This is a genomic window from Pseudodesulfovibrio sp. JC047, assembly GCF_010468615.1.
In the GTDB taxonomy this organism is placed as follows: domain Bacteria; phylum Desulfobacterota; class Desulfovibrionia; order Desulfovibrionales; family Desulfovibrionaceae; genus Pseudodesulfovibrio.
Genome location: NZ_WUEH01000005.1, coordinates 66,681 through 82,243, shown reverse-complemented (window position 1 = coordinate 82,243; position 15,563 = coordinate 66,681). Strand labels below are relative to the sequence as shown.

13 protein-coding genes are annotated in these 15,563 nt (G+C 53.7%); 6 read left to right on the top strand and 7 right to left on the bottom strand.

Annotated elements, in window-relative coordinates; all coding sequences use genetic code 11:
- Positions 1–14 precede the first annotated feature (14 nt).
- The 7 genes from hmcC to GO013_RS04565 form a co-directional block, all read right to left on the bottom strand.
- Entirely contained in the window at positions 15–1,190 is a 1,176-nt protein-coding gene (hmcC, locus tag GO013_RS04595) for a sulfate respiration complex protein HmcC (protein WP_163808881.1), read from the bottom strand.
- A complete protein-coding gene (gene hmcB, locus GO013_RS04590; RefSeq protein WP_163808880.1) occupies positions 1,191–2,243 on the bottom strand; it encodes a sulfate respiration complex iron-sulfur protein HmcB in 1,053 nt (350 codons plus the stop codon). It abuts the gene before it with no gap.
- A gap of 18 nt (positions 2,244–2,261) precedes the next feature.
- Positions 2,262–3,869: a sulfate respiration complex hexadecaheme cytochrome HmcA gene (gene hmcA, locus GO013_RS04585; protein ID WP_163808879.1), complete on the bottom strand. Its 1,608-nt coding sequence runs from the start codon at positions 3,867–3,869 to the stop codon at positions 2,262–2,264.
- A 549-nt stretch (positions 3,870–4,418) separates the two neighbouring features.
- Entirely contained in the window at positions 4,419–5,495 is a 1,077-nt protein-coding gene (locus GO013_RS04580) for a Gfo/Idh/MocA family oxidoreductase (RefSeq protein WP_163808878.1), read from the bottom strand.
- A 17-nt stretch (positions 5,496–5,512) separates the two neighbouring features.
- Positions 5,513–6,652, bottom strand: a complete 1,140-nt coding sequence (gene nagA / locus GO013_RS04575; RefSeq protein WP_163808877.1) for an N-acetylglucosamine-6-phosphate deacetylase — start codon at positions 6,650–6,652, stop codon at positions 5,513–5,515.
- Positions 6,652–7,695, bottom strand: a complete 1,044-nt coding sequence (locus tag GO013_RS04570; protein ID WP_203529387.1) for an SIS domain-containing protein — start codon at positions 7,693–7,695, stop codon at positions 6,652–6,654. Before GO013_RS04570 ends, nagA begins: the two co-directional genes overlap by 1 nt.
- Complete coding sequence (locus tag GO013_RS04565) at positions 7,688–8,590, bottom strand: BadF/BadG/BcrA/BcrD ATPase family protein (RefSeq protein WP_163808876.1); 903 nt, start codon at positions 8,588–8,590, stop codon at positions 7,688–7,690. The genes GO013_RS04570 and GO013_RS04565 overlap by 8 nt, the downstream gene beginning before the upstream one ends.
- Before the next feature lie 125 nt (positions 8,591–8,715).
- On the opposite strand from GO013_RS04565, the gene GO013_RS04560 reads away from it, so the two are divergent.
- The 6 genes from GO013_RS04560 to GO013_RS04535 all read left to right on the top strand — a co-directional run bounded on the left by GO013_RS04560 (position 8,716) and on the right by GO013_RS04535 (position 15,512).
- Positions 8,716–9,633 carry an N-acetylmuramic acid 6-phosphate etherase gene (locus GO013_RS04560; protein ID WP_163808875.1) on the top strand — a complete coding sequence of 306 codons (918 nt, stop codon included), beginning with the start codon at positions 8,716–8,718 and terminating at the stop codon, positions 9,631–9,633.
- Between the two features lie 46 nt (positions 9,634–9,679).
- On the top strand, positions 9,680–10,942 hold the full coding sequence (locus GO013_RS04555; RefSeq protein WP_163808874.1) for an ABC transporter substrate-binding protein: 1,263 nt from the start codon (positions 9,680–9,682) through the stop codon (positions 10,940–10,942).
- 61 nt (positions 10,943–11,003) lie between these two features.
- Positions 11,004–11,936 carry a sugar ABC transporter permease gene (locus tag GO013_RS04550; protein WP_163808873.1) on the top strand — a complete coding sequence of 311 codons (933 nt, stop codon included), beginning with the start codon at positions 11,004–11,006 and terminating at the stop codon, positions 11,934–11,936.
- A 9-nt stretch (positions 11,937–11,945) separates the two neighbouring features.
- Complete coding sequence (locus tag GO013_RS04545) at positions 11,946–12,782, top strand: carbohydrate ABC transporter permease (protein ID WP_163808872.1); 837 nt, start codon at positions 11,946–11,948, stop codon at positions 12,780–12,782.
- Positions 12,783–12,791: 9 nt separating this feature from the next.
- Positions 12,792–13,874, top strand: a complete 1,083-nt coding sequence (gene ugpC, locus GO013_RS04540) for a sn-glycerol-3-phosphate ABC transporter ATP-binding protein UgpC (RefSeq protein WP_163808871.1) — start codon at positions 12,792–12,794, stop codon at positions 13,872–13,874.
- A 411-nt stretch (positions 13,875–14,285) separates the two neighbouring features.
- Positions 14,286–15,512: an ROK family transcriptional regulator gene (locus GO013_RS04535; RefSeq protein ID WP_163808870.1), complete on the top strand. Its 1,227-nt coding sequence runs from the start codon at positions 14,286–14,288 to the stop codon at positions 15,510–15,512.
- Positions 15,513–15,563 lie beyond the last annotated feature (51 nt).

Below are 15,563 nucleotides of genomic sequence, written 5' to 3'. Positions count from 1 at the left end.
GTTCCCTCCAAGGACTAGTGTTCGTTCTTGTACTCGGGATGCTCATTGAAGATGGGCATCCGGGTACTGATAAACCGAAAGGCAAGTACACCGATGGTCACCACGAACAGGGAGATGGTGATCTCGCCCCAGCTCGGGAAATACCGCTCTGCGGAAGGCAGATGGTAGTTGAAGGCAACCATGGAGATGTTGAATCGGTTGACGATAATGCCGAGGACAGTCAGTCCTGCGGCCCATTTGATAACGGGGATATTCCTGTCCCGGACACCGATGGCGTACAGGAAGGATGGCAGAGCCACGAAACCGAGCATTTCAACCAGATACCACGCGCCGAAGCCAGTGGTCAGGTAATGCCAGTTGTTGTCGTAGGCCAAGCCGATAACCTTGATGGAGAAATACCCGAACAACACGAGGGAAGCGGCCTTTCCGAATCCAAGAATCAGACCATCATGATTGTTCAGGTACTCCTCGTCCATCAAGTGGTGCATGGGCTTATGAGAAAGCGTCCCTTCGAAAATGACCATGGACAGACCTGCACAGATACTCGACACAAAGAAGAAAACCGGCAGGTACTGCGAGTACCAGAGCGGATGCAACTTCGAGGGGGCAATGATAAACAGTGCGCCCAGCGAGGATTGATGCAGCGTGGACAAAACCACACCGAAAATGGTCAACAGCAGTGTCAATTTGACCACGGTCTTCCGAATCTTCTTGAAACCAAGCCATTCGAGCATGGCCGGGGAAAATTCGATGAACAGCACGGTCAGATACAGCATGACGCACAATCCCACTTCAAAGAGCAGCGAGGTCGTCCCCTGCTGCACAAAGAGAGGATATGGGAGTCGCCAGGGACGACCGACGTCATATCCAAGGGCAAAAACCACCAGGGCATACCCGAGGAACGCGGTCAAGATGGCCGGACGAACGGCCGCATGATATTTCTTGAGACCAAACACGTAGCAAGCGGCGGAGGTGGTGTATCCACCGGCAGCCAGGGCAACGCCGCACATCAGATCGAAGCCGATCCAGATGCCCCACGGGTTGTTCTGGTCAAGGTTGGTGACGGCTCCGAGGCCGCCGGTAAAACGCATCACCGTGACAATCAGCCCGGCAACCAGAATGATGCCAGCAATAATATTAAACGGCGTGAACAAGGACTGTTTTTCAGCCGTTGTGGTGTGAACAGCCATCTAGGATTCCTCCTCACCTGTTTCGGCGTCTTCCTTGGGAGTCAGCGCCTCTTCAACGGCCTTTTTGACCTCGACCTCGATCCGTCGTTTGTTGGCAACTTCGGCCTTGGACAACGCATCATGCAGTTTTTTCTCGGCTTCTTCTCCAGCTCTGGTCAGGGCATCCTTGACTGCTGCAACACGTTCGTCGTTGGCAATCTTGTCCTTGCGTTTGCTCACGACATAGATACCACCGAGCAACACCGGCCACATGCCGACCACGATGGGGACGGCAGCCAACGCACCGGCAGTCAGTTCAGGAGCGGACGCTGTTCCCAGGTCCTCCCGCAGGCCAATATTGGAAAACGGCTCACCGGACAGATACATCCAGCTCGTGCCGCCCATCTCCCTTTCGCCATAGATATGATCCACGTATCGATCAGGGTAGGCCGCAATCCGCGCACGGGCGATCTTGATGATCTCATCACGCGGGCCGAACGTGAGCGCTTCCTTGGGACACTGCTCCACGCAGCCGGGCAATTTGCCTTCGGCCAAACGGGGCGCGCACAAGGTGCACTTCATGACTCTGGGAGTCAGCGGTTCATCGTATTCATAGGCCGGGATTTCAAAAGGACAGGCGATCATGCAATATCGACAACCGACACAGACTGAAGCGTCATAGCTGACGGCTCCATTCGGTTCCTTTTTGAAAGCCTTGACAAAACAGGCGGAGGCACACGCCGGTTCCAAACAGTGATTACACTGTTTTTTCACGAAAACCGGAGCACTTGTGCCCTGGAACTTGTTCACGACAGTATATGTTTTTTCATCAGTCCGACGTTTGGTGTCGAGGACTGTCAAATCGTCAAACGTGGAATCGGGTGCAGGCAGTTGGTTCACTTCGTTGCAAGCCTGCTCGCATTTGCGGCAACCAATGCAGCGGGTGGCATCAAAAAGCACGGCCAATGTGTCGGGATGCGGACCAAAGGATTTCCCTCCAGCCCGTGCCGACATGGGAAGCGCGACACTTGCGCCAGCTGCGCCCAACAGTCCGAGGAATGTTCTTCGTAACATTTCGCGTCTCTCCTTCGGTTAGTTGGATTTTTTCTCGTGGCACGCGACACAATTCGTGGCAGCGGGCTTATCGAGCTTCATTTCCGTATGGCAGCTCATGCACTGGGCATGATACGCAGCCTTCAAGCCGGGCATACCGTCTGTTGCAAACGGCTTGGCATGACAACTTCCACACGTGGGTGGTGTCACGGTAGCCGGGGCATTATGATGGCATCCGGCGCACATGGCCGCAGGCGTGGCATGGAATGTCGTCGCCAGCGAATTGTCCTTCATGCCATCAAGAAGCGACAACACGATCTTGCGATGCGGCATTTCACTCGGCTCGTACTCATTGGACAGGGCGCCGATAGTCACGGTTTCCGGGATATCCTTGACGGCGACCATGGCCTGACTCGTCGGACGCGAGGCAAGAACCGTCATCGCTTCGGTCTGCACTTCGGCCTCAGTGGCTTCCGGGGCAGGACGAGGCGCATTGTGACAGCTCTGACAGGTTGCGTCAGACGTCGCCTTGGACACGGGACGGGCCGCATGGCATCCGGCGCATTCCGGTTTCTTTTGTTCCTTGGCATGACATCCCACACAGGACGTATCCGAATTCACATCATGAAAGGCCTTAAAGCTCGTATCCATGGGCGCATTGACACCCTTGTCATGACAGGACCGGCAGGTCTCGACCGCCGATTCATGAAGCTTGTGATCGAAAGCAACCGGGTCCATTCCCGTGGCCTTTTCAGGCTTCGGGCCGGAGACCTTGGCCATCATGAGCACGGCATCAGGCTGCTTGCGGGGCAAACGCGGCACTCCACCCATGGCTTCGATGGTCTTGGCATTTTCAACAGTACGAGCTTCAACAGTCTTGGCATCATGACAACTGGCACAATCAACCGGCCCGCTGCGTTCTGCCTTTTCTTCAATGAGTGTCTGGTGACAAGTCACACATTGGGCATGAAAAACTTCTCGTGTCGTCAAGTCCGCCAGCTCTTCGGGAGGATACGCAGAGGCAAATCGCCAACTGTCTTCCTCTCCTTTCTTATACACGGACTTTCCAGCGGTCTCGTCATACACGGCATGACAGGAACCACAGTTGGTCTGCTCACCCGAATCAACCGGGATGACCTTGGAATCCCAATGCAAAAAGTGCAGTGTATTGTCCATACCGGACGCGACGCGCTCGGCAGTGACTTCCGGCTTTGCCTGATGACAGCTTCGACACTCGCCCACCATGGGACCAGTCTTGAATCCCTTGTCACCACTCTCGACGTGACAGGAAAGACAGCCGTCATGATACGTGTCCTTGAGCTGCGATACGGACAATTCGGGCAGTCCTTCGCCTTCCAGCCGGTTGAACGTCAGGGACATGGTCCCCTCTTCGTCCTTCATATGGCAGGAAGAACAGCTCATACCCTGTTCTTTCAGGGCGTCTGTGTGCAAATCGTGCTGAAACACGACCGCAGATTGTTCAAGTGACTCCAGTTTGGCGATGGTGTCGATCATAATCACATCAGGCCTACCCGTGGCCTTCTCCACCGAATCAAACATGCCCATGGCTTCCATCTGAAACCCCAGCACGCCGACCAGCGCAATCATGATCGCAGCAAATCGCAACATCCTTTTACCGTTTGCCATGTGTGATCCCTTCCTCAAAAGCGTTGATGGCAACGAACCGACCTTTCAGCCCGTTCTGCAGGTCCTGTTTCCAGGTCCTCTTTCGGCCCCCAGACACGGCCACCCGGCACGCATCTCAAATCAAATCCAAAATCCTCCCAAACAAGGAGGTTAAATAACCCACCTATTCACGAGGTTTTTATTCATACCCTGCCGGTATGTTATTTTAACAGACAAGGTCAAGGGGTTTCAAACTAATAGGAACAACTCTCATAAAGATATTAGATAGCTAAAATATTTAGATTTTCTAAAACAGTATTTATTTGATTTCGATTTTCAATTGCCCGTATCTTTCCTGTTATGCCAATACTTTTCATACTTTTTTACTCTGAATTAATTCTTGAGTAAAAAAGTATGAATTTAGGATTATTTTTCCCATTTCCCTTTTTCTCACAAAAAAACAGTGGCTCAAATATTCTTGAAATTCCCTTCCCCACGATGAACCATCAAAAAAAAGACTGAACGCCTTTGACAGCCGTCCAGTCTCATCAACTCGTGATGTATTGTACTCTACAATGAAATAACGTCCCCCGTGCGAACGGATCGGTCTGCGGCCAACACGATCCGCAGACTGTTCACCGCATCCCGCATATGGTCTGTCAAATCGATATCCTCTTGAATCGCCTTGAGGAAAAAAACCTGCTCCCGAAAACACAATTCATCGTGATCGGGTTCATCCTCCATTTCAATAAGCGTATCATCCTCGACAAATTCGCCATTGTCATCTGTCTGAGCATGGTGCAACCGCAAAATCCCAGCCCGGGCATGACCTTCCACATCCGCAGAACCTGGCCCTTGTCCAGCCTGTTCAGCGGCTACGATACTCACGCATCCGTCGGGACCAACCACGTCTTTCACGAAAAAGGCGGTCTCACTCATCATGGGACCCCACCCCGCTTCATACCACCCCACGGACCCATCGTCGAAGGTCACCTGAAGTTGCCCGTAATTATACATATCCGGTGCGATTTCATCAGACAATCGTGCGCCCATGGCATGGACCTTCACGGGTTTGGCCCCACACATCAGACACATGATATCCACATAATGCACCCCGCAATCCACAATGGGCGACATGGTTTCCATGAGATGCTTGTGAACGCTCCATTCACTGCCTCTGGATTGCTGATTCAAATTCATCCGCATCACCAATGGCCTGCCCAATCCCTGCGCCAATTCCACAAATTTTGTCCAGGACGGATGATGTCGCAGGATGTACCCGACAACCAATTTCCGATCGGCCTTGATCGCCGCATCCACCACCGTTTGTGAAGCCTCCACGGTGGGGGCCATAGGTTTTTCCAAAAAGACATGCGCCCCAGCTTCAAACGCCATACAGGCATATTCGGCATGGGAATCAGGATACGTATTGATACTCACGGCGTCCGGTTGCACGGCATTCAGAGCCTCTTCATATGAATCATACCGGGGATACGCGGCCAATTCCGGCGGAAGATCCGTCAAAGACGAGGCGTGCCGACTGCACAGCCCCACGATCTCGAATCCGTCCAAGGCATGATACGCCTTGGCGTGCGAACGCCCCATATTTCCCAAACCAACGACCAGAACCCTGACTCGCTTCTGCATAACGTACCTCAACTCAATCAAAAAGAATTGTCGCCGGCAATCCATGTATCAAGCACATGAAATTCGGCATCCATCACCACAAAGTCCGCTTGATACCCAACAGCGATACGGCCAAGCCGATCATCCACTCCAAGAAATGTCGCCGGATACAGAGAGGCCATTCGCAATGCCTCCTCCTCTGAAAAATGCAGTTTTTCAACGGCATTGCGAACCGCATCCGCCATGTTCAGATCAGACCCGGCAAGAGTCCCTCCGACGGATTGGCACCGCCCGTCCTCGGCCAGAATAGGGTGTCCCTGCAACGTGAAATTCTTTTCGCTCGCCCCGACACTCGGCATGGCGTCTGTCACCAGCATGACCTTGCCCTGTTCTTTGACGGCACACGCAATTCGCAACGAAGCAAAATGAATATGATGTCCATCAGCGATAACCCCGACCCAGGTTTCAGCATCGTCCAATGCGGCACCAACCACCCCAGGCTCCCGGCTGGTCAACGGAGACATGGCGTTGAACAGATGAGTGACCCCAATGGCCCCGGCGGCAATACCGGCCCGGACCTGGTCATATGTCGCGGCTGTATGTCCGAGACACACTCGAACCCCGGCGTCAGATAGGGATCGAATGAAATCAGGCGGGACCAATTCCGGAGCCACTGTGGTCATCACCACCCCCAAATCACCGGCAGAGAATAACTCGAACGCCCCGTCATCCACTGGCCGAATAAACGCTTCCTGATGAATCCCCTTGCGTTCGGGATTGATATACGGTCCCTCGAAATGTACACCGAGCAACCCCGGCACACCGAGCCGGAGTCCCTGCCGAATCACGCCCGCAGCCGAAACCATGACATCCCACCGATCGGAAATCAGGGTGGGAATGAGACTTGTGGTGCCGTATCGCCGATGGGCTTCCAGAATGATTTTCAAATCATGCGTCTCATGGCACTCATTGAACAAGACCCCGCCACCGCCATTGACCTGCACATCAATAAAGCCGGGAGCAAGCAGGTTTCCGCCAAGGTCCACGACCTCCACACCACCAGCCATCCCGCACTCGGCAATCAAGCCCACGACACGGCCATCCTCGATCTCCACACTCAAGCCATCATACAATGTCTCGCCGGTGAAAACCCGACAATTTGTCAAATATGTCCGCATCACAGCGTCTCCGTCACCTTCTTGAGCGAAGGTGGATTATCCGGGTTCATGCCCCGGGCCAATGCCAATTGATTGGCCATGGTATAAAAGGACTGAATCATGGCGATCGGCGCGGCTGCCGGGTGCATCCCCGGGACCACGGGCAACCGTCCGGATTCGGGTGTCCCTTCTTCGGCCATGAACAGCTTGGCCCCTTTTCCACGCAGGACCTCGGCCAATTCGAGCAACCCCGGACGGGTCGCGTCTTCCTGACTGAAGGCCAACACCCGCGACCGACGGCGGACCAGAGCCAAAGGACCGTGCATGATCTCGGCACCACTGATACCTTCCCCATGCAAAGACGATGTTTCCTTGAGCTTCAAGGCCGCTTCCAACGCCACTCCATAACTCAAGCCCCGCCCGACCACGAACAGCGTTTCGGCGTCCGCCAACGGTTCAACGGCCTCTTCCCAAGAAAGAGCAAGGGCCGCGTCTAGATGCTCAGGCAACCGATTGAACGCCGTTCCCAAAGCCATGTCTCCAGACATCGCTGCCGTAAAATGCAACAACGCACTCAATGACGCGATATAAGATTTGGTCGCGGCAACACTCTGTTCCAGTCCGGCCAACAAGGGAAGCACGGCATCCGCCATCTGTGCGGCCGGAGAATCTTCTTCATTGACCACTGCGAGAATAAACGCCCCGTTCTTCCGCGCCCACTGCGCACAGGCCAGCAGGTCGGGACTTTTTCCGGATTGGGAAATCACAATAAACAGGCACCCCTTCAAATTCATGGGATGACAATAAATTGATCCCACGGAAGGAGCCATGGACAAGACTGGAATTCCAAGATGAACTTCCATGAGATATTTCGCATACGTGGCCGCATGATCTGAGCTGCCGCGCGCGCAAGTCGTCACAAAACGAGGTCGCGTCTTTTGATATCGAGCCGCCAACTCAGCACAGACATCGTCATTCCGGGCCTTCTGCAAGGCAACGACCGCCGGGGCCTCATGAGTCTCACGAAACATCAATGTCGAAGTCGGTTCCACCACATCACGCATAAAGACCTCCACGACACTCCTCACCGTGACAACGCATTTGAGCCAAAAGCAAAGCACCAGCCAAGGCATCCCCGATCGGCTCAACAAGCCACGATTTCACCTCCTCGGACAGCCATGGACGGATGGCTTCCGCCACACCACCGGCCAAGACAAGCCGCTCGGTTCCCGTGCCTTTCAACGCCCGGAGCAGCAATCCGGTATCATATCCGGCCTGTCGCATGATATCCACGGCCATGGGATCGCCGTCCTCGGCCCAATGGGAAACCAACGGAGCAAACGCTCCATACAGAGACGGCGTGGCTTTCTCCGCCCACGGAACCGCTCTTTCCGGAGAATTTCCCAAACGGTCCATGACCTCTATAGCCAAGCCGCCCATGGGAACCACCCCTTCAAAGGCCAACAAAGAACGACGCACGGCCTGATGCCCGATAAACGCCCCGCTGCCGTAATCAGAAATTTCAAAGCCCCACCCACCGACCGTTTGTTCCACACCGTCAGTAATGGCACACCCACAACTGCCTGTCCCGAGGATCAGGATTCCCCCATTCTGCCCTCCGTGCGCACCAAGGCAGGCGATATACGCATCAGACTCGATGGTCATGGACTTGAACGGATGGCCGAACAAGGCCAACAGGTGCCGCTCTCGTTGCAACGAGACCCCAGCCAGCCCAAGTCCAGCATATAAATCCTTTTTCCGATCCAGCTCCAATCCAGCCGAGGCAAGGGCGATATCTGTGGCCGCCACAATACTTCCGAACGCGACGTCCAATCCCAGACGCGTGTTGGCCGGTCCACCTCGCCCTTCGCCGAGAATGGTCCCGTCCATATCGGAAATACGCGCCCGACATTTGGTCCCGCCGCCGTCTACTCCAACAAACAATTTGCCATTCAACATGGTGCACACTCCTATAAAATCCCTATCCAATATACAGCCGGACAGCAAACATATCAGATAAAATCGGTGACCGAAATAAACGGATTGTCTTTCCCGTTCGCGCCCTATGTGCTACCAAATCCGGCATGTCAGAGAAAAAGAAAGAATCACGCATTTTGACAGAGCGCATCTGCCCCCGTTCCACAGGTTTCGACACATGGTCTTCCAGCGACATTCTCACGCATGTCTGGCAAGACCAGATCAACGGCGTTGCAGCAGTTCGAACTGCCATCAAAGCCCTCGAACAGGCGGCGCTCGGTGCGGTCGAAAGGCTCCAAGAGCCTGACAGCCGACTCATCTATGTCGGAGCGGGGTCATCCGGTGTCCTCGCCGGGTTGGATGGCATTGAATTGCCATGCACCTTTGGTTGGCCCAAATCCCGTCTGGCCATCTATCGAGCTGACGACGCCGACAACGTTCTGACCATCACCACGCCCGGGGATGACGACAAACAATCGGCGCTTCGAGATTTCAAGAAAAGCATGGTGACCGACAAAGACGTGCTCGTCGCGGTTTCGGCCAGCGGGGAAACCCCATACACCTGTCAATTCGCGAAATTGGCCGCACAACAAGGAACTCAGGTCATTGGTATCGCGCATAACCCCAGATGTCTGCTGCTCCATCTCGCGACTGATCCCATCCTGCTCGACACTGGTCCCGAGGTCCTTGCCGGTTCAACCCGACTCAAGGCCGGGACCGCGCAAAAAACCGCCCTTGGCATGTTCTCGACACTGGTCATGACCCGTCTCGGCCATGTCCATGACGGTCTCTTGATTGATGTTGAACCGGACAATGCCAAGCTCCGCAAACGGGCGGCCCGCAGTGTCGCCTCCATAGCAAATGTCCCAGAAAAAACAGCGCAAACCGCCTTGAAACAAACAGATTTTCACGTCAAACCAGCCGTACTCGTTGCCAAGGGAATGACACCAAAACAGGCACAGGAAAAATTATACCAATCAGGAGGGAATCTGCGAGAAGCCCTGATTCACATTGCCGAAGTATAAACAGAAATGTATATTGCCCATTAAATTGCTAAATTGGGAGGAACCGATGTTGAAAAAATGGACAGGACTCGCGCTGGCTGCGCTGCTGGGACTCAGCATGATCGCCACCAGCGCATTTGCCGCGACCTCACTGAAAATCGAAAGCTGGCGCAATGACGACAGTGACATATGGGTTGATGTCATCATCCCGGCCTTCAACAAAAAGCACCCGGATATCAAGATTTCTTTCGCTCCCATGCCTCCGGCTGAATACAATGCGGGTCTCAATGCCAAACTGGCTGGCGGCACCGCCGGCGACCTGATTACCTGTCGTCCTTTCGATGCCTCCCTCGAATTGTTCAACAAAGGGTACATTGTTGCCCTCGATGATCTCGCCGGAATGAAAGAATTTTCCGACGTGGCCAAATCCGCCTGGCAAACCGATGACGGTTCAGCCACATTTGCGGTCCCCATGGCCTCTGTCATTCACGGTTTCATCTATAATAAAGAAATCTTCGAAGAACTGGGGCTGTCTGTCCCCACAACCGAAGCAGAATTTTTCACTGTCCTTGAAAAGATCAAGGCTGATGGCAGCTATATTCCTCTCTCATTCGGCACAGCCGATCAATGGGAAGCGGCCACCATGGGATTCCAGAATATCGGTCCCAACTACTGGGAAGGCGAGAAAGGTCGCAAGGCCCTGATTGCCGGAACCGCGAAACTCACCGACGCGCCCTATGTCAATACCTGGAAACAGCTCGCCAAATGGGCACCGTACATGGGGAAAGGATACAAGGCACAAAAATATCCTGACAGCCAGAACCTGTTCACATTAGGTCGAGCCGTCATTTATCCAGCCGGTTCCTGGGATATAACCACCTTTAACACACAGGCCGATTTCAAATTCGGCGCATTTCCCCCGCCGCTGCCGGAAGGCTCGACCAAAGGCTATATCTCGGACCATACCGACATCGCACTCGGTTTGAATGCGGCCTCCCCGAACAAGGAAGCGGCCAGGCTGTTCCTTGAATGGCTCTCCACCCCGGAATTCGCGACACTATACGCCAACTCCCTGCCCGGGTTCTTCCCCCTGTCAAACCACGCAGTGTCCCTGAAAGACCCTGTTGCCCAAGAATTCGTAAACTGGCGCAAGACCCACGAATCCACCATTCGCAATTCCTACCAGATCCTCTCTCGTGGCACCCCAAATCTTGAAAATCAACTCTGGAATGTCAGTTCCCAGGTCCTCAACGGAACCATGACACCAGAAGAGGCTGCCAAAGAGACGCAGGCCGGTCTCAAAAAATGGTACAAACCTCAACAACACTAGTCACAAACAACAGGGACTCCAACAGTGGAGTCCCTGTTCACCTTTTTCACGAGGGATTCAAATGAGCGCATCTGGCGGTCGGTTCGCCCGTTTTCCATATCACATTGTCCTATTTCTGGCCCCGGCCACGATCATCTACACCGTGTTCATGATCTATCCCCTGCTCGATTCAATCCGATTAAGTCTGTACACAACCGATGAAAGCGGTGCGCTTTTCTTCACGGGGTGGGCCAATTATGTGGCACTCATCACGGACCCGGCCTGGTCCTCGGCGTTCTGGAACGCCCTCCTGAACAACTTCAAATTCTTTTGCGTCCACATGCTTGTCCAAAACCCCATTGGCATCATGCTGGCCGCCTTGCTCAGCCTACCGAAACTGACAGGACGAACCACCTACCGCACACTCATTTTCATCCCGACCATGCTCTCCGTGGTCATCATCGGTTTTATCTGGCAACTCATTCTCAGCCCGCTTTGGGGCGTGAGTGAGACATTGCTCAGCCTTATCGGACTCACAGACTGGTTCCAGCCCTGGCTCGGGCAGGAAGGCACGGCACTCGTCACCCTCTCCCTCATCTCTGTCTGGCAATTCGTGGGTATTCCCATGATGCTCATCTATGCGGCCATGTTGAATATTCCGCATGATCTGGTAGAAGGGGCCATCATTGACGGGGCCAACCACTGGGAGATTTTCTGGCACATCAAGCTCCCACTCATCATGCCCACCATCGCCATGGTTTCCATCCTGACCTTTGTAGCCAACTTCAACGCATTCGATCTCATTTACGCGGTCAAAGGGGCCTTGGCCGGACCCAATTTCTCAACCGACATCATGGGGACGCTGTTCTACCGAACCTTCTTCGGATTCCAACTCCAACTTGGAAACCCCACCATGGGGGCCACTGTCGCCACCATGATGTTCATGGTCATCCTCATCGGCGTTCTGCTCTATATTTTCATCCTGCAACGAAAACTGCGCCGGTACGCCCTGTAGGAGGTCTCCATGCAATCCCCCAAAAAAGCCGTCAGCACATTCGGCATTCATCTGGTCCTGCTCACCTATACCCTGATCGCACTCTGGCCCATTTTTCTGACGATTATCAACTCGTTCAAATCGCGCAAGGCCATCTTTCGAAGCCCCATGAGCCTGCCGGGCGTCGAGACCTTCAGTCTCAAGGGATTCATCAAGGTGCTGGTTCGTTCCGACTTTGAAATATATTTCATGAATTCCATCATTGTCACGGTCGCAACGCTCGTGCTGGTGCTCCTGCTCGGGGCCATGGCCGCCTGGGCCTTGTCCGAATATGAATTCAAAGGCAACAAGTGGCTCGGTCTCTATCTGGCCATCGGGATCATGATTCCCATTCGGCTGGGATCGGTCAGTCTGCTCCAGCTCATCGTGGACATGCATCTGGCGAATACCCTGACCGCCTTGGTCCTGGTATACATCGCCCAGAGCATCCCGCTCGCCATCTTTATTCTTTCGGAATTCATGCAACAGATTCCCAAGGACTTGAAAGAGGCCGCACGTTGCGATGGGGTCAGTGAATGCACCATTTTCTTCAAGGTCATTCTGCCGCTCACCCGGCCCGCCATCGCCACAGTCGGTGTCTTCACCCTGGTTCCGGTGTGGAATGACCTGTGGTTTCCCCTGATTCTTGCACCGAGCGAAAAGACCCAGACCATCACCCTCGGTGTCCAGCAATTCATCGGTCAATACGTCACGGACTGGAACGCGGTACTCGCGTCATTGACATTGGCCATCGTCCCGATCCTGATAATCTACATCGTGCTGTCCAGGCATCTGATCCGCGGCATTACCGCCGGTGCCGTCAAATAAAGGGAAAACATGTCAGACATTCAATTGAAAAATATCGATAAATCATTCGGCAAAGTCAAAGTGCTTCATGATGTGAACATGGACGTCAAAGACGGAGAGTTCGTGGTTTTTGTCGGCCCGTCCGGCTGTGGGAAATCCACGCTGCTCAGAGTCATTGCCGGGCTGGAAAAGGTCTCCGCAGGAAAAATCTCCATTGATAACACCACGGTCAACGACGTACAGCCCCGGGAACGAGGCATTGCCATGGTCTTTCAGTCATACGCCCTCTACCCGCACATGACCGTCTACAAGAACATGTCTTTCGGGCTGAAACTCAAGAAACATGACAAACAGGAAATCGACCGCCGAGTCCGACAGGCTGCCGAGACGCTCCAACTGACCAAATACCTGAACCGCCGCCCAGCCGAACTTTCTGGCGGGCAGCGACAACGAGTGGCAATTGGCCGCGCCATTGTCCGCAAGCCCAAAGTCTTTCTGTTTGACGAACCGCTCTCCAACCTTGACGCCGCACTCAGAGTCCAGACCCGAATCGAAATCGCCAAACTCCACAAGAAACTTGAAGCGACCATCATTTATGTGACACACGATCAGGTGGAAGCCATGACACTGGCCGACAAAATCGTGGTACTTCACGATGGACGCGTGGAACAGGTCGGCGCACCATTGGAGTTATACAACGCTCCGGCCAATCGATTCGTGGCGGGATTCATCGGCTCACCCAAAATGAATTTTCTCAATGGAATCGTGAAATCAGTCAGGGAAAAGACGGTTACCATCGAATTTTCGGGCAACAGGCACATTTCGATCACCCATCCCAATCCGGGAACCGAAAAAAACGCAGTCACTGTCGGCATCAGACCCGAACACCTCATCCTCTCATCACCCGAAAAAAGCCTTCTCCGGGCTGAAGTGGACGTGGTCGAACGTCTGGGGGATGTCAGCTATCTCTACTGTACACTTTCTGATGGAACCGCGATCATCGCCAGCACTCCGGGAACGAGTGGCGCGACAACAGGGGATCACATCCATCTGACCGCCAGAATTGAAAAAATTCATGTATTCGGTTCAGATGGAACAGCCTGGAAGAAGTAGAGACCCTCGGAATTCATCGTCTCAAGCAAAATCAGGCCATGATGACGCGGGGATGGACAACCCCTACGCGGAAGACTGAGCCTCTCCAATGTATTCATCCGTGGACAAACCGAGGAGATCCAACACTCCCGGACGGTTCTGAAGGTACGGTTAAAATTCGATCATTCTTGTTTTTACGACCAGAAACATCCAACGCAGCGAGGGGCAATAACGAATCCACAGAATTAACCATGGACATCCTTACCTGTCAAAAAATTCAATATACGCATTCTTCGTATTTTATATCGACACTCTATGAATTAGCTTGACGATCCATCCCATGAAAAAAGGCCGAATCACCGACCTCCTTCAAACTATATATCCATGATTCGTATCCTTTATTGTCAAAACTACTCCTTGCCAGTATAGATCATGCACAAATTCAAGGAGCAAAAAATGACGGTGGCCAACAAGGAACTCATGCGCGCCATCAACCGGGACAACGTCCTCCGGACAATCAGAGTGCAGGGAAACATCACCCGCAAGGAAATTGCACGCCAAACAGGGTTGGGACAATCCACTGTCACAGACATTACGGCTGCCCTGCTGCAAGAGAACCTGCTTCTCGAAAAATCCGCGCCGGGCAACCACACAGGTCGTCCCCCCTTCCACCTTTCACTCAATCCGGATGGGACCTTTGTTGTGGGAGCATATATAGCCGCTCGAAAGATTAGTGTTGTCGTCATCAACCTCGAAGCGCACGTCCTCGGGTCACACGCGACCCTCTTGGACGAGACTGCGACCACCCCCGCACGAATCGCTGACTTGGTAGCCGAAGCCGTTAAGACCTGTTGTACCCGATTCGGTTTCATACCCGACGACATCTCCGGTCTCGGCCTCGGCATCCCCGGACTGGTCAATTCCGACAAAGGCATGATTCACTTTCACCCCGGCTTCAACAAAGGCTTTGACTGGTCAAATGTCCCATTCAAGGATTTGGTGGAAAAACGGACCGGATTCCAGACATTCATTGAAAACAGCTCCAATACACTGGCCATTTTCGAACACTGGTTTGGCGCGGCTCAGGGCATTGAGAACTTTTTTGTGACCACCCTCGAACACGGCATCGGCCTTGGATTGTACGTCAATGGGACACTCGTTCGAGGATGGCAGGGCATTGCCGGAGAATTCGGACACGTCAGAGGCAACTGTCGTGAATCCGTATGCCGATGCGGTATGAAAGGCTGTTTGGAAGCGGAGGCCTCACCTCACGCCATACTTGAAGAAGCGAGAGAAGCGGCCAAACACGGGGCATGGCACCCAAAATCAACGCCCCTCACTCTGGAAACCGTCATCCGGGCAGCGCAAAACGGCGAACAGGTGCTCATCGATATCTTTGATCGAGCCGGAACTATTCTCGGCCAACGCCTCACCGACCTGACCCGTATCCTGAACCCGGAAACCATCCTCATTACCGGGAAAAACGATCTGGCCGAAAAAATGCTTTTCACCCCGCTCTCCCATGCCATGGCAGCGTGCAATTCAGAGGTATTCGGCACCATGCCACACCTTGTCTTCCGGCCATGGCGTGAAGAAAATTACGCCCGGGGAGCGGGTGCGCTCGTCCTGCAAAAACTCCATCAAAACTGCGCACTGTAAGCTCTATAACCGCAAAAGGGGAAAAACCGATGGAGCCAGCCCGATTCCACC

Excerpts from the sequence above, each read along its gene's own strand:
- hmcC (WP_163808881.1), bottom strand. The coding sequence starts at position 1,190 with ATGGCTGTTCACACCACAACGGCTGAAAAACAGTCCTTGTTCACGCCG.
- nagA (WP_163808877.1), bottom strand. The coding sequence starts at position 6,652 with ATGCGGACATATTTGACAAATTGTCGGGTTTTCACCGGCGAGACATTG.
- GO013_RS04570 (WP_203529387.1), bottom strand. The coding sequence starts at position 7,695 with ATGCGTGATGTGGTGGAACCGACTTCGACATTGATGTTTCGTGAGACT.
- GO013_RS04555 (WP_163808874.1), top strand. The coding sequence starts at position 9,680 with ATGTTGAAAAAATGGACAGGACTCGCGCTGGCTGCGCTGCTGGGACTC.
- GO013_RS04580 (WP_163808878.1), bottom strand. The coding sequence starts at position 5,495 with ATGCAGAAGCGAGTCAGGGTTCTGGTCGTTGGTTTGGGAAATATGGGG.
- GO013_RS04545 (WP_163808872.1), top strand. The coding sequence starts at position 11,946 with ATGCAATCCCCCAAAAAAGCCGTCAGCACATTCGGCATTCATCTGGTC.
- hmcB (WP_163808880.1), bottom strand. The coding sequence starts at position 2,243 with ATGTTACGAAGAACATTCCTCGGACTGTTGGGCGCAGCTGGCGCAAGT.
- GO013_RS04535 (WP_163808870.1), top strand. The coding sequence starts at position 14,286 with ATGCACAAATTCAAGGAGCAAAAAATGACGGTGGCCAACAAGGAACTC.
- GO013_RS04565 (WP_163808876.1), bottom strand. The coding sequence starts at position 8,590 with ATGTTGAATGGCAAATTGTTTGTTGGAGTAGACGGCGGCGGGACCAAA.
- GO013_RS04550 (WP_163808873.1), top strand. The coding sequence starts at position 11,004 with ATGAGCGCATCTGGCGGTCGGTTCGCCCGTTTTCCATATCACATTGTC.
- hmcA (WP_163808879.1), bottom strand. The coding sequence starts at position 3,869 with ATGGCAAACGGTAAAAGGATGTTGCGATTTGCTGCGATCATGATTGCG.
- ugpC (WP_163808871.1), top strand. The coding sequence starts at position 12,792 with ATGTCAGACATTCAATTGAAAAATATCGATAAATCATTCGGCAAAGTC.
- GO013_RS04560 (WP_163808875.1), top strand. The coding sequence starts at position 8,716 with ATGTCAGAGAAAAAGAAAGAATCACGCATTTTGACAGAGCGCATCTGC.